The sequence below is a fragment of the Actinomycetospora corticicola genome (genome assembly GCF_013409505.1).
In the GTDB taxonomy this organism is placed as follows: domain Bacteria; phylum Actinomycetota; class Actinomycetes; order Mycobacteriales; family Pseudonocardiaceae; genus Actinomycetospora; species Actinomycetospora corticicola.
In genome coordinates, this window is record NZ_JACCBN010000001.1 from 4,386,349 (window position 1) to 4,409,505 (window position 23,157).

Annotated in this window: 22 protein-coding genes; 4 read left to right on the forward strand and 18 right to left on the reverse strand. The window is 75.7% G+C overall.

Translation table 11 applies throughout. The features are described 5' to 3' along the window. Positions 1-28: 28 nt before the first annotated feature. The 8 genes from BJ983_RS21405 to BJ983_RS21440 form a co-directional block, all read right to left on the reverse strand. Positions 29-850 carry a transglutaminase family protein gene (locus BJ983_RS21405; RefSeq protein ID WP_179795665.1) on the reverse strand — a complete coding sequence of 274 codons (822 nt, stop codon included), beginning with the start codon at positions 848-850 and terminating at the stop codon, positions 29-31. 33 nt (positions 851-883) lie between these two features. Next, entirely contained in the window at positions 884-2,473 is a 1,590-nt protein-coding gene (locus BJ983_RS21410) for an N-acetylmuramoyl-L-alanine amidase (protein WP_179795666.1), read from the reverse strand. 100 nt (positions 2,474-2,573) lie between these two features. After that, on the reverse strand, positions 2,574-3,212 hold the full coding sequence (locus tag BJ983_RS21415) for a hypothetical protein (RefSeq protein ID WP_179795667.1): 639 nt from the start codon (positions 3,210-3,212) through the stop codon (positions 2,574-2,576). Between the two features lie 91 nt (positions 3,213-3,303). Further along, on the reverse strand, positions 3,304-3,651 hold the full coding sequence (locus tag BJ983_RS21420) for a hypothetical protein (protein ID WP_179795668.1): 348 nt from the start codon (positions 3,649-3,651) through the stop codon (positions 3,304-3,306). 31 nt (positions 3,652-3,682) lie between these two features. Continuing rightward, a complete protein-coding gene (locus tag BJ983_RS21425) occupies positions 3,683-4,036 on the reverse strand; it encodes a hypothetical protein (RefSeq protein WP_179795669.1) in 354 nt (117 codons plus the stop codon). 342 nt (positions 4,037-4,378) lie between these two features. After that, positions 4,379-4,675, reverse strand: a complete 297-nt coding sequence (locus BJ983_RS21430) for a hypothetical protein (protein ID WP_179795670.1) — start codon at positions 4,673-4,675, stop codon at positions 4,379-4,381. Positions 4,676-4,706: 31 nt separating this feature from the next. Further along, positions 4,707-5,033, reverse strand: coding sequence for a hypothetical protein (locus BJ983_RS21435; protein WP_179795671.1), 327 nt, complete (start codon positions 5,031-5,033; stop codon positions 4,707-4,709). 276 nt (positions 5,034-5,309) lie between these two features. Further along, positions 5,310-5,966, reverse strand: coding sequence for a hypothetical protein (locus tag BJ983_RS21440; RefSeq protein ID WP_179795672.1), 657 nt, complete (start codon positions 5,964-5,966; stop codon positions 5,310-5,312). Positions 5,967-6,108: 142 nt separating this feature from the next. Here BJ983_RS21440 and BJ983_RS21445 point away from each other — a divergent pair, with 142 nt between their 5' ends. Next, entirely contained in the window at positions 6,109-7,629 is a 1,521-nt protein-coding gene (locus tag BJ983_RS21445; RefSeq protein WP_343054286.1) for a carboxylesterase/lipase family protein, read from the forward strand. A gap of 262 nt (positions 7,630-7,891) precedes the next feature. Further along, a complete protein-coding gene (locus tag BJ983_RS21450; RefSeq protein ID WP_246326434.1) occupies positions 7,892-8,542 on the forward strand; it encodes a pentapeptide repeat-containing protein in 651 nt (216 codons plus the stop codon). Positions 8,543-8,564: 22 nt separating this feature from the next. On the opposite strand, the gene BJ983_RS21455 is transcribed toward BJ983_RS21450, so the two are convergent. From BJ983_RS21455 to BJ983_RS21480, 6 genes are all read right to left on the reverse strand, one after another. After that, entirely contained in the window at positions 8,565-8,828 is a 264-nt protein-coding gene (locus BJ983_RS21455; protein ID WP_179795675.1) for a hypothetical protein, read from the reverse strand. 32 nt (positions 8,829-8,860) lie between these two features. Beyond that, complete coding sequence (gene recD / locus BJ983_RS21460; RefSeq protein WP_179798097.1) at positions 8,861-10,693, reverse strand: exodeoxyribonuclease V subunit alpha; 1,833 nt, start codon at positions 10,691-10,693, stop codon at positions 8,861-8,863. Positions 10,694-10,695: 2 nt separating this feature from the next. Then, positions 10,696-14,136 (reverse strand): UvrD-helicase domain-containing protein, encoded by a 3,441-nt coding sequence (locus BJ983_RS21465; RefSeq protein ID WP_246325630.1) that lies wholly within the window; start codon positions 14,134-14,136, stop codon positions 10,696-10,698. Then, positions 14,133-17,408 carry an exodeoxyribonuclease V subunit gamma gene (gene recC, locus BJ983_RS21470; protein WP_179795676.1) on the reverse strand — a complete coding sequence of 1,092 codons (3,276 nt, stop codon included), beginning with the start codon at positions 17,406-17,408 and terminating at the stop codon, positions 14,133-14,135. The genes BJ983_RS21465 and recC overlap by 4 nt, the downstream gene beginning before the upstream one ends. A gap of 69 nt (positions 17,409-17,477) precedes the next feature. Continuing rightward, positions 17,478-17,975, reverse strand: a complete 498-nt coding sequence (locus tag BJ983_RS21475; RefSeq protein WP_179795677.1) for a hypothetical protein — start codon at positions 17,973-17,975, stop codon at positions 17,478-17,480. 49 nt (positions 17,976-18,024) lie between these two features. Further along, positions 18,025-18,654, reverse strand: coding sequence for a hypothetical protein (locus BJ983_RS21480; protein WP_179795678.1), 630 nt, complete (start codon positions 18,652-18,654; stop codon positions 18,025-18,027). 17 nt (positions 18,655-18,671) lie between these two features. On the opposite strand from BJ983_RS21480, the gene BJ983_RS21485 reads away from it, so the two are divergent. Both BJ983_RS21485 and BJ983_RS32465 read left to right on the forward strand, forming a co-directional pair. Continuing rightward, positions 18,672-19,088 carry a nitroreductase family deazaflavin-dependent oxidoreductase gene (locus BJ983_RS21485; protein ID WP_179795679.1) on the forward strand — a complete coding sequence of 139 codons (417 nt, stop codon included), beginning with the start codon at positions 18,672-18,674 and terminating at the stop codon, positions 19,086-19,088. 75 nt (positions 19,089-19,163) lie between these two features. After that, positions 19,164-19,988, forward strand: a complete 825-nt coding sequence (locus tag BJ983_RS32465) for a L,D-transpeptidase (RefSeq protein ID WP_343054287.1) — start codon at positions 19,164-19,166, stop codon at positions 19,986-19,988. On the opposite strand, the gene BJ983_RS21495 is transcribed toward BJ983_RS32465, so the two are convergent. The 4 genes from BJ983_RS21495 to BJ983_RS21510 are packed head-to-tail and all read right to left on the reverse strand — an operon-like array spanning position 19,975 to position 23,145. After that, positions 19,975-20,736 (reverse strand): FAD:protein FMN transferase, encoded by a 762-nt coding sequence (locus BJ983_RS21495; protein WP_179795680.1) that lies wholly within the window; start codon positions 20,734-20,736, stop codon positions 19,975-19,977. The two genes, BJ983_RS32465 and BJ983_RS21495, sit on opposite strands and share 14 nt — an antisense overlap. Continuing rightward, positions 20,733-21,209 (reverse strand): FMN-binding protein, encoded by a 477-nt coding sequence (locus BJ983_RS21500; protein WP_179795681.1) that lies wholly within the window; start codon positions 21,207-21,209, stop codon positions 20,733-20,735. The genes BJ983_RS21495 and BJ983_RS21500 overlap by 4 nt, the downstream gene beginning before the upstream one ends. After that, positions 21,203-22,600, reverse strand: a complete 1,398-nt coding sequence (locus BJ983_RS21505; RefSeq protein ID WP_179795682.1) for a ferredoxin reductase family protein — start codon at positions 22,598-22,600, stop codon at positions 21,203-21,205. Before BJ983_RS21505 ends, BJ983_RS21500 begins: the two co-directional genes overlap by 7 nt. Then, positions 22,597-23,145: a hypothetical protein gene (locus BJ983_RS21510; protein WP_179795683.1), complete on the reverse strand. Its 549-nt coding sequence runs from the start codon at positions 23,143-23,145 to the stop codon at positions 22,597-22,599. The genes BJ983_RS21505 and BJ983_RS21510 overlap by 4 nt, the downstream gene beginning before the upstream one ends. Positions 23,146-23,157: the final 12 nt, after the last annotated feature.

The window sequence follows — 23,157 nt, forward strand, 5'->3', positions numbered from 1 at the left end:
ACTTTCTGCTCACGGGGGCTTCGCCCACCTAGTTGAGGTGGGCCCGCCAGACCCGGGCGGCCCGGGCGAGCTCGGCGGCGTGCCGGGGCAGGCGCTCGCCCCACGAGTCCAGCAACCGGGCGGCGTCGAGGTACTCCCCGCGGCGGCCCATGGTGGCGGCGAGCTCGACGACCTCCTCGGCCGTGACGCCGGGGAGGTGCAGCCGGGCCTCCAGCACGCGGCGCAGCTCCAGCACCCGTCCGGCGGCGCGGTGCACGATCCGCAGGTTGGTCAGCATGCGCACGAGGATCGCCTCGGTGCTGACGGGGACGAGCAGGTCGGCGTGGAACGGCAGGGCGGGGTTCGCCCCCGTCGAGGCCACGAACAGGGCGCGGCAGTCGGCCTCGTCGAGCAGGGTCCCGGTGAACGGGTCGACGTACCAGGCCGAGCCCACGGGGTGCACGAGGAAGTGGCCCGGCATGCCGATCGGCTCGATCACCAGACCGGCGCGGCGGCCGACCTCGATCACGAGGACGGCGAGCGTGATCGGGATGCCGACGCGACGCTCGAGCACGTCGACCAGCGAGGAGTTCCGCGGGTCGTAGTAGTTCTCGCGGTTGCCCGCGAAGCCCTCCTCGGTGAACAGCCGCAGGACCAGGCCGTCGACGCTCGCGACCCCGGACGCCAGGCGGTCCAGCTCGGCGAGCGCCGACCCGACGTCCGCGTCCGGCCGTGCGAGCCGCGCGATCTCGAGCGCGGCCCGGTCGAGGGGCGGGTCACCGGCCTCGACGAGCGCGGCGAACCGCGCCACCGCGTCGGCGGACCCCTGCGGATCCGGCGGCGGTGTCCGGTCCTCGGGGTCGTCGGGCACGCGCGCATCCTCCCCCGCCGGGCCCGTGCGCGCTCAGGCGGGCGTGATCGAGGTCGCCCCGCTGGTGCGGTTCCACCGCAGGACGCCGTGCTCGAAGGCCTGCGCCCGACCGGCCGAGGTCGTGTACTCCTCCCCGGTGGGCAGCCCCAGCGACGAGCGGTCGGCGCCCCGGGCGCGCCAGGCGTCGAGGATGGGGCCGCTCAGCTGGTGCGCGCCGGTGTCGGGCGACCAGTAGACCGACCCGTGGGCGAAGTCGGTGAAGCGTCCGCGGCCGTCCGCGGTGGCCTGCTCGACACGGTCGGGATCCCCGAGGTCGGGCCGGTCCGCCCAGGCCGCCCGCACGTCGGTGCCGGCCGCCGCGACCAGCTTGTTCACCTCGGCGCGGATCGTGTCCATCGCGGCGAAGCCGGCGTTGCCCGGGCAGGCCGTGTTCCCGACGTCGCGGTGGGCGAAGACGGCGTCCACGGTGGCCGTGCTGCCCTTGGCGAACTTGGAGGTGCCGCCGCCGTTCGAGGTCAGCGAGACCTTCGCGGCGACGTCGCGGTACATCCCGCCGAGCTTCCACGCCGCGAGCTTCTCCACCGAGGTGAGCTCGGCCGGGGTCGGCGCGACGTCGGAGAGGTTGCCCATCATGGCGATGCCGAAGGTCTCGCGGTTGAACCCGCCGGAGTGGGCTGCGACGACCGGCCGGTCCAGACCGCCGGCCCGACCCTCGTAGATCGTCCCGTACTTGTCGACCAGGGCGTTGTAGCCGATGTCGCCCCACCCGTTCTTCTTCGCGTGGTAGGCGTAGATGCCCCGCACGATGGCGGCGGACTGCTCGGGGCTGTAGTCGTTGGACTCCGCGGTGTGGTGGATCGTCACCGCCTTCGTGGTCGGCGAGTACTCCGGCGGCCAGGTCATCATGCCCTCGTCGGCGCCCCACTGGGCGCGCGTCACGTACGCGGGTGCGGCCGGGGCGCCGTCGCGCGCCGCGGTCTGCCGCTCCCGGGCGCGCGCCCCGATCGCCTCGTCGTTGCCGGAGGTGCCCGGGTCGATGCGCTGCACCGCCAGGCCCTCGGTCACGGGCACGCCGCCGCGCGTCGCGCGCACCTCGACGGCCCGGCGGTCCCCCACCCAGACCGGGTCGGTGCCGCCCGGCGCGGTGGACGTGGTCGAGCTCCGGGCCCCCGGCGGGGCCGTGCGCGCCGCGTCGACGGTGTCCCGCTCGTCACTGTTCGCGTCCAACGGCAGCCAGGCGCCCCACGCCCCGCTGTCGTCGGTGGACCGGAGCGAGATGACGTCCGGGTCCGGTCCGGTCCAGGTGACGGCGACCATCCGCAGCGGCGCCGCCGAGCGCGCCACCTGCGCCCCGCTGCCGTCCCGGCCCTGCGGGGACAGCGGGAGCGGGGTGATCGACGGGTCGGTCGCATCGGCCGGCGGGAGCGTGGCCGCCGGCAGGGACGAGACCGCGGTCGCGCCCACGGGCGTCTGCCCGGTGACCGCGATCGCCGCGGGCGCGGCGACCGCGAGCGCGGTGAAGGCGCCGAGGCCGAGGAGGACCCGGCGGAGACGGCGACGGGGCGGCGCCGACGGGGTCACCCGCCGTCGGGAACCGTTCGCTGCCGACCACCGCGACCTCATCCGTCGTCCTCCGCTCCCTCGCCGATCCGCGCCGGAGCAGACTGTGTCACCCACATGCGTCCCAGTGATGCCACGACGCACCACCCGCGTGGGTGATCTTCTAGGACGAGCGCGTCCAGAAGGCGACGTCGGCGTAGGTGGCGACCGACCGTGCCGTGATGGAGTCCGCGCCGGCGCCGATGGGGCCCGCGACGACCGGGATGAGCTTGGTCAGGTTCAGCACGCCGCGGCGGCCGGCCCGGCTCGCCAGGCGGAAGCCGATGCGACGGTCGAGCTGCTCGCGGACCTCCGACGGGAGCCGGCGCAGGCCGGTGAGCAGCGAGACCTCCTGCAGGTCGATGCCGGTGTGCTCGGCGAGTTCCGAGCCGTCGGGACCGAGGACGCAGAGCAGGACGGCGGTCCGCACCACCGGGTCGTCGAGGTCGTGGCCGCGGACGTGGGCGATGGACGCGGCCAGGCGGGTGCAGACCAGGTAGAGGCCGGACGCGCCCGCGGGAGCGGTCAGCAGCATCGTGGCGGCCCCGCCGAGGCTGGTGAGCAGCCCGGAGCTCGCGGCGAGACGGACGTGCGCGCCGGTCAACCGACGGATCGCGGCCCCGACGTCGCCGTCGGACTCGGCCAGGTGCTCGTCCCCCACGCGGCGGGCGGGCGCGAACGGTCCGGCCCCGCCGATGCCGCGCCGCAGCAGCTCACGGACGAGGGGGTCGCCGGCCCACGGCGCGGGGGACGTCTCGGGCACGCCGAGACTCTGTCACGCCGGGCCCGGGACGCACGACGGCCCGGCCACCCTGGGGGAGGGGGTGACCGGGCCGTCGAGCGCGCGGAGGTCCCTAGAGGATCGCCGCGTTGATCGAGTTGCCGTTCAGGTTGTCCTTCACGTTGTCGTTCAGGAACGGGCTGCAGGTGATGTTGGCGGCGTTGAGGCCACCGACCGGCGCCTGGCCGATGATGTTCGCGAGCAGGGCGTCGCCGCCGTTGTTCTCGGCGAGGGCGCTGCCGCCCTTGACCGAGCAGGTGTCGCCGCCGCGCTTGCCGTGGTCGCCGTGGTGCTGGTGCGAGCTGTGGCCGTGGTCGCCACCGTCGTGGCTCGGCATGTCGCCGGCGAACGCGAGGGGCGCCCCGGCCACGAGGCCGGCACCGGCGCCCAGCAGGACAGCGGCGATCTTGGTCTTCGTCATGTCGTCTCCGCGCGCTTGGTGAGGGGGTGGATCAGAAGGGGAGGGTCGGGAGCGACCCGGTGCCCGGCAGCTCGAGGCCGGCGACCGACACGTTGAGCGAGTTGCCGTTGAGGTTGTTCTTCACGTTGTCGTTGAGGAACGGGCTGCAGGTGATGTTGGCGGCGTTGAGGCCGCCGATCGGGGCCTGCACGACGCCGTCGATCAGGCCGCCGCCCTCGCCGTTGTTGACCGCCGCCGCGTCGCCGCCGGCGACCGAGCAGGTGGAGGAGCCGTGGCCGCCGTGGCCGTGGTGGTCGCCGTGCGACTCGGAGGCGGAGGCCAGCGGGGCGACGGCCGCGAGGCCGGCCAGCACACCGACACCCACGATGCCGAACTTGGTGATCACGTTGTTCTCCTGGGGAGCTACACGGGGAGAGCCGCCGGTTGGAGGCATCACCGACATCAACGGCACCTGTTCAGAAAAGGTGACCCCTAGTCACCGGAAGGCGTTGCCGGTTGCTGCGGCCGTGCAGAAACGTGTGCAGGAAAGCCACGGACAGCGCAGGTCCATCGCCCGCAGCTCCTCGTTCGAGGGGCGGCTCCCATCCGTCGACCGGGGCGTGCCCTCACGCGGAGCAACCACACCAGGAGATCTTCACGATTCCGACGCCCCATCCGGTGTCGGACGAAGCAGAAATGACGAAGGCCCGGCCACCGAGAGGTGGCCGGGCCGTCGGGCGGGACGGAGTCAGAGCACGTCGGCGGTCAGCCGGTTCATGCTGAGGTTCCCGTTCAGGATGCTGTTGCACAGGATGTTGGCGGCGTTGGCGCCGCCGACCGGGGCCTGCGCCACGGCGTCCACGAGTCCGCCACCGCTCGCGCGGTTGTCGGCGGTGGCGTTGCCGCCCTGCGCCGAGCAGGTCGAGCTCGGACCGGACGGAGCCGGCGTGTCGTGGTGGCTCTGGTTGGCGGAGGCGAACGGCGCGACGGCGACCAGGCCGGCCGCGATCGTCAGGGTCACCAGGGCGGGCTTGCGGTAGGACATGTCATCTCCTCGCAGAATCGTCGGTCGCGGACTACAGGCCGAGCAGCCCGAGCAGGTCGAGGCCGTCGCCGAGGACGGACAGGTCGACCACGTTCCCGCTCAGGTTGTCGTTGAGGATGCTGTTGCAGACGATGTTGGCGGCGTTCAGCCCGCCCACCGGCGCCTGCACGACGGCGCCGACCAGGCCGTCGCTCGCGGAGCGGTTGTTCGCCGCGGCGTTCCCACCCGCGACCGAGCAGGTCGAGGAGCCGGCGCCGGCGTGGGGGGCGCCGTGGGACTCGGTGGCGGACGCGAAGGGCGCGAGGGCGACGAGGCCGGCGGCGACGCCGACTCCTGCGATACCGAGCTTCTTGATCATGGGGAAATCTCCTGAACGGTCGTGTCGTGGGGAGCTGCGGCCGCCCTCGGGCGGCGTCGAGTGCGTCAACGACCGTTGCGGGCGGTTTGTGACCGTCCGTCACCGGTTGGCGGCTACAGATGCCCGACCCGTGCTCGGTCGGCCCGGAACGGTCACGGCAGGCGACCGTTGCGTCCGGCGGCCGTCACCGCTGTGAGGGGCGACCGACCCCCTCGACCGCGCGTTGCGAGCACCCTCGGCAGTCACGACCGGTGAAATGTCCGAGAAAGGGTGTCGCTAATTCGGGTTGGTCGCGAGGAGATCGAGTGCCGTCCCGAGGTCGCCCGCCCACGACTCGTGGGCGTCCCGATGGGCCGCCCGTTCGAGGCGTTCGCGCTGCGCGCGGGCCCGGCTCCAGGCGACGACCACCGGGTCCACCCGCGCGCCGTAGTGCGCGTCGATGACGAGCTCCGCGAGGTGGTGGTCGGCGCTGGCGGTGTCCTTGTACTCCCAGATGCCGAGCAGCCGGGCCGGCCCGTCACCGAGCCCGGAGGCGTCGTCCAGGAAGGAGGTCGCGGTGGCCACCGGGAGGCGGGAGTACGGCCCCGGGTGCCGGTCGAGCAGGGCGACCCAGAGGGTGTCGACGAAGTCGCGCACCGCGGTGCACTCCGCGGTGGTCCAGTCGCCCCAGAAGGCGGCGATCCGCGCGAGCACGGAGTGCAGGTCCACCCGGTCGTCGGTCACGACCGCCCGCAGCAGCCACGGCGTCAGGGCCCGGACGTCGTCCGGGGCGCCGATGGTGGTGCCGAGGCCGAGCGCGAGGGAGAGCGGATCGGCGTCCGCGAGGACGACGGGGCCCTGCCGGGGCGTGCAGCTCTCCAGCACGTCGCGGGCGGGGTGCGCGACGAAGGCGGCCTCCACCTGCCACAGCGCCGCCGCGACCTCCGCTTCCACGTTCGCGATTCTGGGGCTTGACAAGCCGACACGCCCCACTGATCGGGCGCTTCCCACCTGATGGTGTCACTCTTCGTGATCTCGCGTACGGCCGAGCGGGGATCGCCGTCGGGGCGGGACCACCGGTGGCAGAGTGGGCCGGGTGGAACGCACGCGTACCGAACTCGAGGTCGGCACGACGACGGGCACCCTGCGGGGTCGCGCCCGGGACGGGCTGGTCTCCTGGCGCGGCATCCCCTACGCGGCTCCGCCCGTCGGCCCCCGCCGCTGGCGCGCGCCGGAGCCGGCCGAGCCGTGGGAGGGCGTGCGCGACGCCTCCACGTTCGGCCCCGTCCCGCCGCAGGAGCGGACCGGCGAGTTCCTCGGTGCCGGGCGGCACACCCCGATGGCCGAGGACTGCCTGACCCTCAACGTCCTCGCGCCCGCGGCACCGTCGGACACCCCGCGACCGGTGATGGTCTGGTTCTACGGCGGTGCCTTCGTGGTCGGCGCCGCCTCCGCGCGCACCTACCGCGGCTACGGGCTGGTGACGACCGGTGACGTGGTCTACGTGAGCGTGAACTACCGCATCGGCGCCCTCGGCTACCTCGACCTGTCGTCCTACGGCACCCCGGAGCGGCCGATCGAGTCGAACCTCGGCCTGCGGGACCAGATCGCGGCGCTGGAGTGGGTGCACGACAACATCGCGGCGTTCGGGGGCGACCCCGACGACGTCACGATCTTCGGGGAGTCCGCCGGCGCGATCTCGGTGACCACCCTCATGACGGTCCCCGCAGCTCGCGGGCTCTTCCACCGGGCGATCGCCCAGAGTTCCGCCCCCGGCGTGGCCTACTCCCGCGAGCGGGCCGGCGACTGGGGGCGGCGCTACGTCCGGGAGCTCGAGCACGTGCTCGGTCGGTCCGGCGACCCGGTGGAGCTGCTCGACACGGCGTCGACCGAGGAGCTCCTGCACGCGTCCCGTCGCTTCCGCCACGCCGCGGACGACACGCCCGGCGTGCTCCTCACGGCGCCCACCGTCGACGGCGACCTGCTGCCGGAGGCCCCGCTCGACGTGTTCGCCGCGGGCCGCGCCCACCCGGTCCCGCTGATCATCGGGACCAACGACACCGAGGGCCGGCTCTTCGAGCTGCCCGGGCTCCGGCTCGACATGCTCGTCAGCGACCAGCGCACCGACGCCGTCTTCGCCGCCACGCAGCCCGAGCTCCAGGAGCAGGTCCTCGCCGCGTACCGCGGCACGCCCCACCGCAAGGACCTCGGCGGCGACTACCTGTTCTGGTACCCGTCGGTGCAGGTCATGGAGGGGCACAGCGCGGCGGGCAACGCGGTCTACGCCTACCGCTACGACCTCGCCCCCCGCCTGCTCCGGCTCCTCGGCCTGCGCGCGACGCACGGGATGGAGCTCTACGCCGTGTTCGGGCTCGCCCGTTCGCGTGCGGGTCGGATGCTCACGGCCCTCGGGGGCGGACGCGCGCTGCGCCTGATCTCGCGGAGCCTGCGCCGGGACTGGACGACCTTCGCGCGCACGGGCGCCCCGGCCTCGCACTGGCCGCGGTACACCCCGGAGGACCGGCTCACCCGGATCATCGACGCCCACGACCGCATCGAGGCCGACCCCCGCCGTGGGCGTCGGCTCGCCTGGTCCGGCTACCGCGGCTACCGCTGAGCCTTCCCGACGGCGGGTCCTCGGTCCGGTCTCGCAGGTCCGGCGGCCCCCGAACCTGCCCAGCGGCATCGCGAGATGCACACCATGCAGGTCCGGGGCCGCCTGAACCTGCCCCATGTAGACCTCGCGGACGCGCACGCGGTTGGGCCGACCGCCAGGTGCACACCACGCAGGCCCGGCGGCTCCGGAACCTGCCCCACGTAGACCTCGCGGCCGGAGAAGGGCCCGAGTGGGCGCAGAGGACGATGGGCGCGTGACGGAGATGACCGGCCCCGAGGTGCGCGCGCTGCTGGCCGAGGGCGGGACGGTGCGCGACGTCGTGGCCGAGGAGCCGGACCTGCACGGGCTGGACCTGTCGGGCGTCACGCTCGAGAACTGCCGGCTGCCGGGTGCCGACCTGCGCGGCGCGACGCTGGACGCGGTCACGGTGCGGGGCGGGTCGCTGGCCGGCGCGATCTTCATCGACGCCGACCTCACCGACGCGGCGTTCGAGGCGGTCGACCTCTCGCGGATCCGGCTGACCGGTGCCCTGCTCACGGAGACCCGGTTCACCGACTGCCGGATGATCGGCGCCGACCTGTCCGGGCTGCGCGGGCTCGCCGTCTCCTACCGGCTCGACGGCTGCATCCTCGGGCTCGCCAACCTCCAGGACGTGGCGTGGCGGGGCGTGCACCTGCGCGGCGTGGACCTCTCCGAGGCCGACCTGCGCGGCGCCGACCTCCGGGACGCCGTGCTCACGGACTGCGTGCTGCGCGACGTCGACCTCGGCCACACCCGTCTGGTCGGCGCGGACCTGCGCGGCGCCGACCTCGGCGGGCTCTCCGACGACACCCCGCGCACGCTGCGCGGCGCGATCATCAGCGAGGCCCAGGCAGCGGCGGTCTGCCGCGCCCTCGGCCTCGTCGTCGCCTGAGGCCCCGTAGGGCGCGCGAGGTCTAGTGCGACGACCCCGACGAGTTCGCGCGCGCCTTCTTCAGCCGCCCGTAGAAGCGGAACGTCACGGCGGCCGCGACGATCGTGACGACGAGGAAGATGATCGACAGGATCGGCTCGTCGACCGGCGTGAAGAAGATGACGGCGCTGAACAACGACAGGATCGTGCCGATGATGCCGATCCCGACGTTGAGCTTCAGCTCGCTCTGCTTCTCCGGCGACGTGTCGGGCGCAGCAGCGGGGTTCCGGGCCAGGGCGGGGTCCATGGCTGCTCTTATACCCGGCTCGCCCGCTCCGGTCACCGGTGACGTGCGAAGCCCGACGCCCGTGAGATCGGTCGCCCGACCGCGGCATGTACGGATTCGGCCGATCCGACCACCCGGACGCGGTCCCGGGCCCTCGTCACCGCGGTGTAGAGCAGCTCCCGCGTCAGCAGGGGCGACTCCGGCGGCGGGAGCAGCACCGTCACCTTCGTGTACTGGCTGCCCTGCGCCCGGTGCACGGTCATCGCGTTGACCGTGGTCACGTCCCCGAGCAGGGCCGGCGCGCGCTCCACCGGCACGTCCCCCCGGCTGAAGACGGCGACCGTGCGATTTCCCTGCGCCACGATGACGCCGGTGTCGCCGTTGTACAGCCCGAGGTCGTAGTCGTTCTCGGTGACCAGCAGGGGGCGTCCGGGCCACCAGATCTCGCCGGCCTCCCGGTCGGCGTCGACCCCGCCGTCCTCGTCGAGCCACCGCTCGACCTGGGCGGCCCAGCGGGCGACCCCGTAGGGGCCCCGCCGGTGGGCGCAGAGCAGGCGGTGCTCCTCCCCGGCGAACAGCGCGCCGCGGGCGTCGCCGGCACGGGCGGCGGCCGCGACCTCCCGGGCGCCGCCGACGACCTCCTCGCGCAGGCCGGCCAGCCCGGCGGGCTCGCGGTCGGTGAGGTCGGCGGACTCCACGAACTCCAGCGACCCGGCGCTGCGCAGGCACTCCAGGGCCGCGTCGGCGTCGCCCTGCCGGATCGCGAGCGCCAGCGCGGCGATGTCGGCGTTGTTGCGGTAGTTCCGCTCGAGCCGCACGACCCCGTTCGCCGCGGGGTGGGCGGTGCAGCCGACCGCGTCGAGCTCGTCCGGTGCCGGGCGGGGCGTCCCGAGCTCCGGGGCCGACACGAGGTCACCGAGCACCGCGCCCGCCTCGACCGGCGCGAGCTGGTCGGGGTCGCCGACGAACACGACCCGCGCGTCGTCGCGGACCGCCTCGAGCAGGCGAGCCATCAGTGTCAGCGACACCATCGACGTCTCGTCGACGATCACCACGTCGTGCGGCAGCCGCCGGTGCCGGTCGTGCCGGAACCGCGAGGACGTGTCGGCCCGCGATCCGAGCAGGCGGTGGATCGTCGAGGCGTCGACGTCGCCGACCCGGGCCCGGTCGGCCTCGGGCAGGGACTCGGCCGCGACCGCCTCCCCGAGCCGGGCCGCCGCCTTGCCGGTGGGTGCCGCGAGGGCGATGCGGCAGGTCGGGTCCTGGTCGCGCAGCACGGCGAGCAGACGCGACACGGTGGTGGTCTTGCCCGTGCCCGGGCCACCGGCGATCACCGCCGTCCAGCGCAGGGTGGCGACCGCGCACGCGAGCCGCTGGTGGTCCCCGGCGTCCTCGCCCGGGAAGAGCCGGTCCAGGGCCGCACGGAGCCGGACGGGGTCGACCGACGGCGGCGGCGCGGAGGCGCGCGCGGTCAGGCTCGCGTGGACCTCGTCCTCCTGCCGGCGGTAGCGGTCCAGCCACAGCAGCCTGTCGTCGAGCCGGAGCGGGCCGCCGGGGCGGGTGAGGGGGCTCGCGGCCAGGCGGGCCGCCCACGCCGCCGGGGCGGCGGGCCACGGGAGGTCGGAGGTGTCGTCGAGAGTGCCGTCGTCGGTGAGGACGACCCGGTCGACGTCGCCCAGCGCGAGGCACACCGATCCGCCCCGCAGCGCCCGGACCGTCAGCGCCGCGGCGAGCAGGACCTCGTCGTCGTCCTCCCGCCCGAGACGTCCGAGCCGGCGCGCCACCGCCGCGTCCGACGGGGCGAGCACCCCCCGCGCGGTGAAGGTGGCCAGCAGACCGCCGGCCCGCGCGGCGTACCGCACGCCCTCCTCGGTCGCGAAATCCATCGTCACGACGACGTCCCTCCCGCCGACCCGGTCGAGCTCCGCTCCGCTGCGTCTCCCGCCGACCCGGTCGAGCTCCGCTCCGCTGCGTCTCCCGCCAACAGATCGGACAGCGCGACCACCAACGACGCCGGCGGCCACCACCGGAACACCCCGCTCGTGGTGCCGTCGACCACCGGGGTGTCGGGCCCGCACATCCCGCGCAGGAACAGGTAGGCGACGCCCCCGAGGTGCTGCTCGGGGGCGTAGCCGCGCACCCGCCAGCGCAGGAAGCGGTGCAGCGCTACGCCGTAGAGCATCGCCTGCAACGGGTAGTGCGCCCGGATCATGGCGCTGCGCATCTGCTCCGGCCCGTAGTGCGCGGTGGTCAGCGGGTCGGGCACCCCCGTGGTCGCGATCGGGCCGAGCCAGTTCGTCTTGTGGTCGACGATGACGAAGCGGCCGTCGGGGTCGCGGAGCACCGCGTCGATGCTGCCCGTCAGGTAGCCGCGCAGGACCTGGCCGGAGAGCCCCTCGAGGACGTCGGCGTACTCGGCCAGCGGGTCGTCGGCGGGGAGGTGGGCGCGCAGCAGCGCGGCCGCACCGCCCAGCGTCACGGTCGCGGCGGCGGGGTGGTCGCCCCCGGCGAGCGGCAGCTCGAAGTCGAGTTCGACGAGGCGGTCCGAGGGGACGACGTCGCCGTAGCTCCAGGGCCCCGAGGACGCCGTACCGACCGGGGTCCGCAGCACCGGCTCGAGCGCCACGGCGAGCTCGGCCGCCCCGACCCCCGCGACGGGCCGCTGCGCGAGGGCCTCGGCGGCGGCCTCGACCAGCGCGGGCCCGAAGTCGCCGGTCGAGGTGTCGACGGTCTCCAGCACGGTGTGCACGAGCACGCCGAACGCGGCACCGACGGGCAGGTCGGCCATCGGCGAAGGCAGCCCGTCGTCGGACGCCGCGGCCACCTCGAGGTCCCCCTCGTCGTCGAGCGTCGACTCCTCCGGCTCGGACGTCGCCGTCTCCGCGGCGTGCGCCGCGTGCGCGTCGGCGGTCAGCGACGAGTAGGAGGAGCGCCGCCACGCGAGGTCGAGCTCGCGGCCGAACCGCGCCACACCGAGGCCGCCGTGCTCCTCGGCGGCCGGGACGAAGGGGACCGCCGGCCGCTTCACCACCGGCTCGACGGCGAGGTCGGGGCCCGCGAGCGCGGTGAGCTCGTCGAGCACGGCCGTGTCCTCGGCCAGGGTCACCATCGCGTCCGGCTCCCGCCCCGGCCCGCGCCCCGGGCTGCGCAGCAGACGGTTCAGCGCGGACGCGGCGGTGTGCGCGGACGGTGCCCACCACGCGACCACCTGGCTGCGGGCACGGGTGAGCGCCACGTAGAGCAGCCGGAGGTCCTCGCCGTCGTCCTCGTGGCGGTGCGCCCGGCAGTGCTCCTGCCAGCCGGGCCCCTCGGTGGGCCCGCCCACGGCGCGGATCCGTCGACCCGCGGCGTCGTGGTGCAGGACCTCCTCCGGGGTGTCGCGGACCCAGCGGTCCCAGCCGAACGGCACGTAGACGACCGGGAACTCCAGGCCCTTGCACTTGTGCACGGTGAGGATCTGCACGGCGTCCGCGTCCGATTCCAGACGACGGGTGCGCTCCGGCCGGGCGTCGGCCCGCCGTCCCTCGGCCTCGACGATCCGTAGCCGCAGCCACTCGGTGATCGCGACGACCCCGAGCCGGCCGGCCGAGGCCTGGGCGTGCAGCACCTGCCCGACGTGGCGGACGTCGGTGAGCAGGCGCTCGCCGCCGACCGCGCCGAGCACCCGGCGCGTGAGGTCGGTGGTGGTGGAGACGGCCTCGAGCAGCGCCGCCACCCCGCGGTCACGCAGCACGGCGGCCCACCGCCGCAGGTTCTCCCCCACCTCGGCGAGCAGGGCGGCGTTCGCCCCGGCCCAGCCGTCGGTGTCGAGGTCGGCGGCCCGTGTGCCCACGAAGCAGGTCAGCGCGGCCGCCCGGACGCGCGTGGCCCGACCGGGCTGCTCGAGGGCCTCCAGCAGCGCCAGCCACTCCCGCGCCGCCGTCGTCGAGAACACGCTCGCCGCGCCGGCGAGCACCGCCGGCACCCCGGCCTCGGCCAGCGCCTCGCGGACCTGGTCGGACTGCGCGTTGGTGCGCACGAGCACGGCGACGTCGCCCGGCCCGAGCGACCGCCCGTCCCACGTGGAGTCGGCGGCCAGCAACGCGGTCAGGTCCGCGACGAGGTCGGTGACCACCGCGTCGCGCACCGGGGTGATCTCGGGGAGCCCGGTGCGCCAGTTCGCCCGCAGCCCGGCGCGGGGCAGGACGCGCAGCCGGAACGGCGTGTCGACGGGGGCGCCGGCGAGCCGGGGATCGGCGTGGGCGGCACCGACCGGGCGGACGACGATGCGGTCGTCGCCGAGGGCCGCGCCCGCGAAGACCCGCTCGAGGGCGGAGAGCAGCCCGGCGTCGCTGCGGTGGTTGACGGCGAGCGTGGCCCGCGCGTCGGCGGAGTCGGCCGCGGCGAGGTAGCTGACGACGTCGGCGCCGCGGAACGCGTAGATGGCCTGCTTCGGGTCACCGATCACGGTGAGCAGGCAGTGCCCGTGGAACGCGACCCGCAGGATGTCCCACTGCACCGGGTCGGTGTCCTGGAACTCGTCGACCAGGACGACGAGGTACCGCTCGCGCAGCCGGACCCGGGCCGCCTCGCCCAGCACCGGGTCGGTCAGCGCGGCGTGCAGCCGGGTGAGCATGTCGTCGAAGGTGAACAGCCGACGGGCGCGCTTGCGGTGCTCGACCTCGGTGCGCACGGCGGCCGCGAACCGGGCCCGGGCGTCGGCCGGACCCGTGACCTCCCCGGGGGCGGGCGCGAGGGTCGCGGTCGGGTCGCCGATCGCGGCCCGGCCGAGGACGAGCGCCGTGGCGTGGTCGAACGGCGGCGGGCCGGCCGTCTCCGGGGCGTAGGCCCGGACGTAGAAGTCGTCGACGACCTCGGTGACCACGTCGTCGATCGACTCGACGAACACCGCGTCGGCGTCGGTGTCCCCCGCGACGCCGAGGCCCGCCAACATGTCCTGGCAGAACTGGTGGGTCGTGGCGATCGTCGCGGTGTCGAAGTGGGCGAGCGCGTGGGCCAGCCGCCGGCGGCGCCGGGCCCGCTCCGCCTCGTCGACGTCGACGATCAGCGCGGTCACCGCGTCGGTCGGCATCCCGCCCGCCCGCAGCGCCCGCTCCACCGCGACGAACCGCTCCCGCACCCGTTCGCGCAGTTCACGGGTGGCCTCGCGGCCGAACGTGACGAGCATGAGCTGGTCGAGCTGCGCGCGGCCCTCGGCGACGTAGCGGGCCGCGAGCGCGGCGATCGTGTACGTCTTGCCGGTCCCGGCGCTCGCCTCCAGCACCGTGGTGCCCTCGGGCAGCTCACCGAGGACGTCGAAGGACCGGACGTCGGTCTCCACCGTGCTCATCGGTAGTGCTCCTCCTGCCCGCGCTCGGCCTCGCGCAGCGGCTTCCAGAACCGCACGGCGAGCTCCCCGAACCGCGTCGACTCGACCTCCCCGGCCGGCCCGGCCACGTCGTCCAGCGTGCGGTCGCGGCCCCAGACGAGGACGTGCGCCGCGTCGTTCGCCTCGCCGAAGCGGGACGACCACTCCCGCCGGGCGGTGTCGAACGCCTGCTTCGTGGTCCGCCGCGGGCGGTCGGCGACGTAGCGCTCGGAGACCTTCGCGAACAGCGGCAGCGGCTCGCGCAGCCCCTCGGCGCGCAGCGCCACGAGGTCGGCGAGCACGGCCCGCGCGTGCTCGGGGGTGATCCCGGTGATGTCGGCCCGGGCGGTCGGCTCGTCGCGACCGCCCTTCCCGATGGTGGCGGCGGACCAGGACCCGTCGGGGTGCGCGGCGGCCAGCGCGAGCAGGTGCACCCAGGTGACGGCCCGGTGCTTCGGCGCGAGCCGGGAGAAGCTCACGGCGGCCACGGTCGAGCCGCGGACCCCGGACACCGTGCCCACCACGGTGGGCCCCCCGTCGAGCGGCACCGTGACGGTGAGGTCGCGCGCCGGTTCGGCCCACAGCGGGTCGGCCACGAGCTTGATCGCCTCGGCCTGCTTCCCGACCCGGCGCAGCAACGCGACCCCCAGCGCCCCCGGGGGCAGGGTGCCGCGCCGACGCTCGGCCTCCATGCAGGCGGTGACGTCGTGGCCCGCCAGCCGGTCGGCGAGCAGCCGCTCCCCGATCGCCCAGGTGGCCAACGCGTCCGGCGCGACGGGGAGGGCCTCGTCGGGCTCCTCCTCCTCGCCACGGGCGACCAGCGACAGCCGCTGGCGCAGGAAGGCGCGCACCGGGTGCTCGACGAACTTCACGAGGTCGGCGAGGTCGACCTCGGTGGACGGGCGGGCCGGCAGCGGCCCCTCCAGGAACACCGTCCGGGTCCGCCGCCCGGACACCAGCGAGCGGGCGCCGGCGAGGGCGGCGGCGTCGAAGCTGAAGGCGCGGCCGCCCGTCGTCCGGAAGTTCCCCGGGGCGAACGGCTGCAGCGGGTGGCGGCGCACGACGTGCTCGCGGGCGGGCCGCCCGCCGACGGTCGCGGTGGCGTCGAGGGTGTCGAGCAGCTCGCCGACCGGCACGGCGGGCGGCCGGGACGCCCCGGTGCGCTCGTCGGCGCCGGAGTGCACGACGACGAGCCGCTCGGTGGCGGCCAGCACGGCGTCGAGGAAGAGCTGCCGGTCCTCCGTGGCCGCGTCCCGCTCGCCGACGTGCGGGTCGCGCGCGAGCACGTCGTCCCCGTCGGTGGCCCGCTGGCGGGGGAAGACCTGGTCGGCCAGGCCGAGCAGGCAGACCACCCGGTGCGGGACGCTGCGCATCGGCAGCAGGGTGGCCACGGTGAGCGTGCCGGTGCGGAAGTTCGCGCGGGTCGGACGGCCCGCGAGGTGGTCGGAGAGCACGGCCCGGACGTCGTGCAGCGTGAGCACCGGCGGGGCGGCGGCGGAGGCCGTGTCACGGACCTCGGCGAGGACGGCGCGGGCCTGGGTGAGCTGCCAGACGTCGGCGGGCACGGTAGCGGTGAGCGCGTCGAGGGCCCACCCCAACGCGTCCAGCCACGCCCCGAGCGGCTGCCCGTCGTCGGCCGCGGTGCCGCGCATCCGGTCGAGCACCTCGGCGACCCGGTCGACCAGCTCCGCGAGGCGGCCGACGAGGTCGGCGTCCCGCGAGTCGACCTCGTCGAGCGGCAGCGCGGAGTCCAGCCACACCTGCTCGTCGCCGGACATGGCGACCCCGACGAGCAGCCGGTCCAGCCCGGCCTCCCAGGTGTTCTCGGCGACGCGGCCGAGCTTGTAGGCCGCCCGGTGCGTGCGGTCGAGGCCCCAGCGCACGCCGGCGCGGGCGACGAGGACCCGCAGCCGTTCGAGGTCGTCGGCGTCGAACCGGAAGCGGCGCCGGACGGGCTCGCTCTCCGCGAGGTCGAGCAGCTCGCTCGCGGTGAGCCGCGCGTCCGCGAGGTCGAGCACCGTGCCGAGCACCCCGAGCACGGGGTTGACCTGGGTGAGCGCGCGGTCGGCGACGCGCACCTGCAGCCGGTGGCCGGGGTGGGCCGTGCCGGCGTCGTCCCCGCCGAACGCGGCGGTGATCAGCGGCGCGAACGTCTCGACGTCGGGGCACATGACGACGATGTCGCGCGGCTCCAACGTCGGGTCGTCGGCGAGCAGGCCCAGGACCGCCTCGCGCAGCACCTCGACCTGCCGGTCGGGCCCGTGGCAGGAGTGGACGACCACGCTCTCGTCGGGCGCCAGGTCGATCGCCGCGGGCGCCCGGTCGTGGCGCAGATCGTCCTGCAGCTGCTCGAGCAGCGTCGCCGGGGCCGCTCCCGACGCCGGGTGGTGCACCTCGTGCGCGTCGGCCGGCAGCCGCAGCTGCAGCTCCCGGGCGTCGCGGGCCAGGGACCGCAGCAGGGGGTGGGCCGCGACGTCGGCGGTCGGGTCCTCCCGGCGGCGTTCGACGGGCCCGGCCCCACGGACCGCCGCCCAGAGCGCGGGCGAGGGATGGGGCAGCCAGACGTGCACCTCCCGCCCGTCCGCGAGCGCCGCCAGGACCGTGAGCTCGGTGGTGGACAGCCGGGTGGGTCCGAACACCGACACGCGCGCCGGGAGCTCCGCGGCGGTCACCCGGCCGGGCAGCGTCTCCGCCGGGTTCGGCTCACCCAGCCGCTCGCGCAGCCGGCGCAGCAGCTCGGGCTGCCACCGGAGGTCGGCCGGGACGTCCTCGTCGTCCTTCGCCGCCCACGCCCGCACCATGGCGGGCCGGTCCTCGGCGTAGGCGTCGAACAGCCGCGCGAGGTGGCGCGCCGCGGCGAAGCGCCGGCCCGCGCGCGTGCCGGTGCGCTCGCCCACCACCCCGAGGTAGGTGTCGAGCGGCGCCAGCCACGGCTCGCCCGCACAGGCGTCGATCGTCTCCAGCAACGGCCAGACCAGCCGCTCCGGGCGCCACGACCCGTCGTCGGGAAGGCCCCGGGCGAGGCGCACGAGCTCGCGGGGCGACGGGAAGCGCACGTTCGCGCAGACCCCGTCCTGCGCCGCGCCGGCGCCGAGGTGGTGGGAGAGCCGCTGCGCGAGCCACCGCTCGACCCCGCGCGTGGGCACGGCCACGACCTCCGGGGCGAACGGGTCCTCCGGCGGCGTGACCAGGACGTCCGCCAGCGCCTCCGCGAGGGTGTCCGCCCGTTCGGCGCGGTGGACGTGGAGCGCCATGCCCCGGCACGCTAGCCGCGCCCCCCGACAGCCTCGATCACCCCCGGCGTCGGACCGGTCGGACGGTCGTCAAGGGCAGCCGGAGGACACCTTCACCCGCCACCAGCCGGCGAGGCGCCCCACGAGGCCGAGCACGGGCGTCACCTGCCAGCGGCAGCAGCCGGGCAGGCCGAGGTCGTCGGTGGTGAGCCGGACGCCGCGGTGCGCGTCGGGGTCGTCGAACATCCGCTCGAGCAGCGCGCGGTTCGCCGCGTGGCGCTCCCGCCGGGCGAGCACCGCCCCGCGGACGGCGTCCAGGGACGCCACCAGGTCGTCGCGGACCCGCTCCAGCTCGCCCAGGTCGAGCAGCCGCGGGCGCTCGGCCACCGGGACGACCGCCGCGGCCGCGAGCACCTCGGGCGCCCAGTCGGCCTCGAGGACCCGGCGCAGCCGTTCCTGCAGCTCCGCGACCTGCTCGCGCATCCCTCGTCGCGACGCCGGGGTCTCCGGCGCATCGAGGATCGCGAGCGCCAGATCCGGGCGTGGTTCGGTGGACGTCACCGGCGCCTCCCCCTCCGACGTGAACACGCGCCAGAGTGTGCGCGCCGCGCCGCCCGGACGCCAGGTCAGGTCGGGGTCACGTCCCTGCCAGGTAGTTCGCCGCGCGCCACACCGCCTCGCTGACCTCCCAGCTCGCCATCCCCGGCACCCGGACGGCGTAGAGCACCACCTCGCGGGTCCGGGCCCCCGCCGCGAGGCGCCGGGGCGGGTCCCCGACGACGGGTGCGACCGGCCCGCGCGCGTCGGCCACGACGAGGTCGCCCGCCGTGGTCGGGGTGCCGTCGCGGTAGGGCTCGCCGCGGCTGACGGTGAGCCGCCACGGCCCGCTCGTCGCCGCCGCGTCCAGCGCCGTCAACGGCACCCCGACCTCGGCGAGCACCGCCAGTCGCACGTCGTCGACCGCATGGGTGGACTGCAGCGCGCCGGTCACCACCACCTCACGGGCGTCGCGCTCCAGCGCGGTGGGCGGGACGGTCGGGTCCAGTCCGGTCTGGCGCTCGAAGGTCGGGTAGGCGACGTCGAGGAGCCGGCCGCCCCGCTCCCGGATGCGCTCCGCGGCGTGGAAGGACCCGGAGAGCCGTCCCAGCCGGGCCCGTCCGGCGGGGCCCGCCGCCCGGACCGGGGTCACGACCGCGGTCCACAGCTCCAGCGCCCCGAACTCGACGAGCAACGCCGGGTCGACCGCACCGGCGACGACGTCAGCCACGGGGCCAGGATGGGGCCATGAGCGACTGGAACCAGCAGGTCATCGAGGAGTTCCGTTCCCACGGCGGACGGGTCGGCGGGCAGTTCGAGGGGGCCCCGCTGCTCCTGCTGCACCACGTGGGGCGCCGCAGCGGCGCGGACCGCCTCAGCCCGATGATGTACCAGCAGGTCGGTGACGCGTTCGCGGTCTTCGCCTCCAAGGCCGGCGCGCCGGACAACCCCGACTGGTACCACAACCTGCTCGCGCAGCCCGAGGTCTCGATCGAGGTCGGGGACGGCGAGAGCATCGACACCGTGCCGGTCCGGGCCCGCGAGCTGCCCGCCGAGGAGCGCGAACCGGTCTGGGAGACCCAGAAGCAGCGCTACCCCGGTTTCGCCGACTACGAGGCGAGGACGACCCGGACGATCCCCGTGCTGCTGCTCGAACGGCGCTGATCGTCCCCACCTGGGGTTTTCGTCCCCCCGGTCGAGCGAGGAACGGCCCACCCGGCCCCTTCGGCGACGACGGGCGTGGCTACCGTGGCCACGCCCGGTCGTCGCGGAGGAAGGAGTCGCACCATCGCCTCCCGTCACTCCGCCCGGTCCACCCGCGAGCGCACCCTGCGCTCCCCGGCCCGTCCGCTCGCGGTCGAGCCCCGCCCCGGGGCCCGTCCGGCTCCGCGCCGGCGACCCGCCGACGCCGGGGTCCGCCGCCCCTCCCCGTCCCGCCGTCCGGCCACCCCGGGGAACCGGCCCCCGACGACGGGTCGCGCCACCACGGCCCGTCCGGCGCCGCGGCGCACCCTGCCGGTCGCGCTCGCCGCGGTCGCGGTGCTGCTGGCGATGGGCACCGTGCTCCTGCTGTTCGTCGAGCGGCGGACGGCGGACGCGGTCCCCGCGGCGATGACCTCCGCCCCCGCGGCCCCGGCCGCCACCGCGCCGCCGGCGTCCCCCGCCCCCGCCGTCGTGACCCCCGCGGAACTCGCCCGGTGCCCCGCCACCGCGACCGCCTGTGTCGACCTGGTGGCCCGCCGGGCGTGGCTGCAGCACGACGGGAAGGTCACCGTCGGGCCGGTGCCGATGCTCCCCGGCGCCGAGACCTTCCTCCGCCCGCCCGGTCCGACGTCGTCGGCCACGCCGACCGGCTCCTTCCACGTGCTGTGGAAGGACGCGGACGCGTTCAGCTCCGAGTTCGACGAGCCGATGCACCACGCCGTCTACTTCGCGGCGGGCGGGATCGCCTTCCACGAGGGCAGCCTGACGACGTCCTCCAACGGCTGCATCCACCTCTCCGCCGCCGACGCGGCGACGTTCTTCGCCCACCTGCGTCCCGGCGACGGGGTCACCGTCTTCTAGGGCCGTGGGAGAAGGTCTCGGCGGTGCCGTCCGCCCACACCACCAGGCCGGTGCGCCCCACCCGGCGTCGCAGCCAGGCGAGGGCGTCCGTCCCCAGGGCGAAGGCCGCCGTCGCGTCGACGTCGGCGTCGGTGAGGGAGGCGGCCAGCACGGTGACGCCCGCGATGCCCTCGGGAGCCGAGCCCGTGCGGGCGTCGACCAGGTGGGCGCCGCGGTGGGCGGTGCCCGAGGAGGCGACGGCGCCGTCGGTCAGCGGGACCGTGGCGACCAGGCGGGTCGGGTCGCGCGGGTCCTCGATGCCGATCCGCCACGGCTCCCCCGCCGACCAGCCCACCAGGTCCCCGCCCGCGGAGAGGCAGACGTCGGTGTCCGGGAGGGCGCGCAGGGCCGCGGCCGCCCGCTGCGTCGCCCAGCCCTTGACGACGCCGCTCGGGTCGAGCGTGCCGTCGCGCCACACGGAGAACGCGCCGTCGGTGGCACGGTTCGCTCGGGCAGCGATCGCGAGCACCTCGTGCACGTCGGCGGGGGCGTCGTCGAGGGCCAGCGAGCCGGCGTTGACGCGGCTCACCACGGAGTCCGGCCGGTAGGTGCTGAAGACGCGGTCGGCGACGCGGAGCGCGTCGAGGACCGCCGCCCACGCCGCGTCGGCCTCCGGCCCGTGGGTGTGCCGCCCGCGGAGCGCGAGGCTGATCGGCATGCCCATGACGTGCTCGACGCGGCGGGTGACCGGCTCCGTGGCGGTGGTCATGCGAGACCGGCCTGGTCGAGGGCGCTCTGCAGGGACGTCACGTAGCCCTCGGAGGTGTAGGTCGCGCCGCTGACCATGTCGATCTGCGTGCTCTGGGCCTGCAGCGTCTCGCTCACGAGGGTCGGGACCGCGTCGGCGTTGATCTCGCGGTCGCGGCCGTTGCCGTCGGGCTCCTGGATCACGTCGACCGCGGTGATCCGCCCGCTCGCCACGGTGACGCGGACCTGGACCGGGCCCCAGCGGGTGTCGGCGGCCGCCCCGGTGACGGTGCCGGTGTAGGTGCTGGTGGTCGCCCTCGCGGGGGCGGCGGCGGTGGTGCCCGTCGTCGGGGTGGTGGCGGTCTCGGCGGCCGTCGAGGACGAGGTGGAGGTCCGGTAGGAGAACAGCAGTGCGACGGTGCTGATCGTGGTCAGGCCCCACAGGGCGATGCGCCGGGCGCCACGGTCGAAGCGCAGGGGAGGCACGCTCACCATCCGAAGGTCTCGGTGTGGATGCGGTCGGCGGGCACGCCGGCCGCGCGGAGGGTCCCGACGACGAGGCGGGTCCACGGCTCGGGGCCGCAGACGTAGGTCTCGCGCTCCGCGACGTCGGGGACGCGGGCGCGCAGGGCCGTGAGGTCGTCGACGTCGCCGACGCCCGCACCGAGCCAGGAGTCGTGCGCCCGGCGCGGGCCGGGCAGGGGGACGAGGCCGAACCCGCGTTCGGCGGCCAGCACGGCGAACTCGCGGGCGAAGACCGGGACGCCGGTGAAGCGGTGCAGGACCACGACGTCACCGGTCAGCTCCTCCGCCAGGGCCCGCATCGGGGTGATGCCGATCCCGGCGCCGATCAGGGCGACCTTCGAGGCGGTGCGGGCCCGGTCGGTCAGCCGACCGTAGGGACCCTCGACGAGCACCCGCGTGCCGGGACGCAGGGCCGGCACGCGGGCACTGCCGTCCCCGAGGTCCTTCACGGTGATCCGCAGGCTCCGACCGTCGGGGGCCGCCGAGAGCGAGTACGGGTGCGCCCGGGTCCAGCCGGTGCCGCTGAGGAAGCGCCAGGTGAGGAACTGCCCGGCGCGCACCCGCAGCCCGTCGAGGTGCCGGCCGGCGAGGTACACCGAGGTGCAGCCGTCGCCCTCCTCCACCACGGAGGTCACGACGAGGCGGTGGCGCAGGCTGCGCTGCAGTGGCAGGGCGACGCGCCAGAGCAGGACCGCGCCCGCGGCCAGCGCCCACAGGCTCCACCAGAAGACGCTGCGGGCGGTGGACGCCCCGAGCTCCTGCCCGGTCCAGAGCTGGTGGGGCAGGGCGAGCCCGACGCCGAGGTAGGCGTAGAGGTGCAGGAGGTGCCACGACTCGTAGCGCAGCGCCGCCCGCGCCGCCCGCACGCTCGTGACGACCACCAGCACCAGGCACACGGTCCCGGCCGCTGCGAGCAGCATGCCCGGGTAGGAGACGGTGAGGTCCCACAGCTCACCGGGTGCCGCGACCAGGTCCCCGGCCGCGTAGCCCCAGGTGATGAGCCCGACGTGGGCGAGCATGCCGGTGAACGACGTGAACCCGACGAGCCGGTGGATCGTGGCGAGTCGGTCCTGCCCGAAGGCCCGCTCGAGCAGGGGCACCCGGGCCATCAGCAGGACCTGCACCAGGAGCAGCACCGAGGCCAGCAGACCCGTGAGTCGGCCCAGCGAGGTGAGCCCCGTGGCCCACCCGCCGAGGTCGCTCAGGCCGCCGCCGGTGGCCCACCAGGACGTGACCAGTGCCAGCGCGGCGCACAGGGTCGCCTCGGCGGCGGTGCGGATGCGGCGGTCCACGACGGCGGGTGCGGAGCCCGGGCGGGACGGGGCGGCGTGCCGGGTCGGCCGGTGTGCGAGGGCGGTCATGCGCCCGTGACGCCGACGGCGCCGGGCTGCACGGCGCCGGGCTGGACCGGGGCGGCCGGCTGACCGGGTGCGGGGACCGCGGGCTGACCCGGCTGCGCAGGCGCCGTGGGCTGACCGGGCTGCACGGGGGCCGCGGGCTGACCGGGCTGCCGGTCCCCGCGCCCGCCGTCGGGACCCCGCCGTCCCTCGCCGTCCCGCCCCTCGCCACGGCCGTCCCGGTCGCCGCCGCCGTGCCGGTGCCCACCGATCCCCGGGCGGTCGTGCCCGGGGCCCCCGACGGCGAGGCCGGCCGCGAAGCCACCGCCCGCGAGGACCAGGGCCGCGACGACCGCCGCGACCACGAGGCCCGCACGCCCGAACCGTCGACGGGGCCGGTCCGGGGTGGCAACGGCCGTGGGCGCCTCCGCCGGGCTCTCCGCGGCGGTCGCCGACCCGTCGTCGGGACCCTCGGACCCCGGCTCCCAGCGCGACCCGCTCGCCACCGTCGGCTCGTCGGCCGGACGCTCGTCGTCGGGACGCCCCTGCTCGGGTCGCTCGTCGGCCACCGGGATCACCTC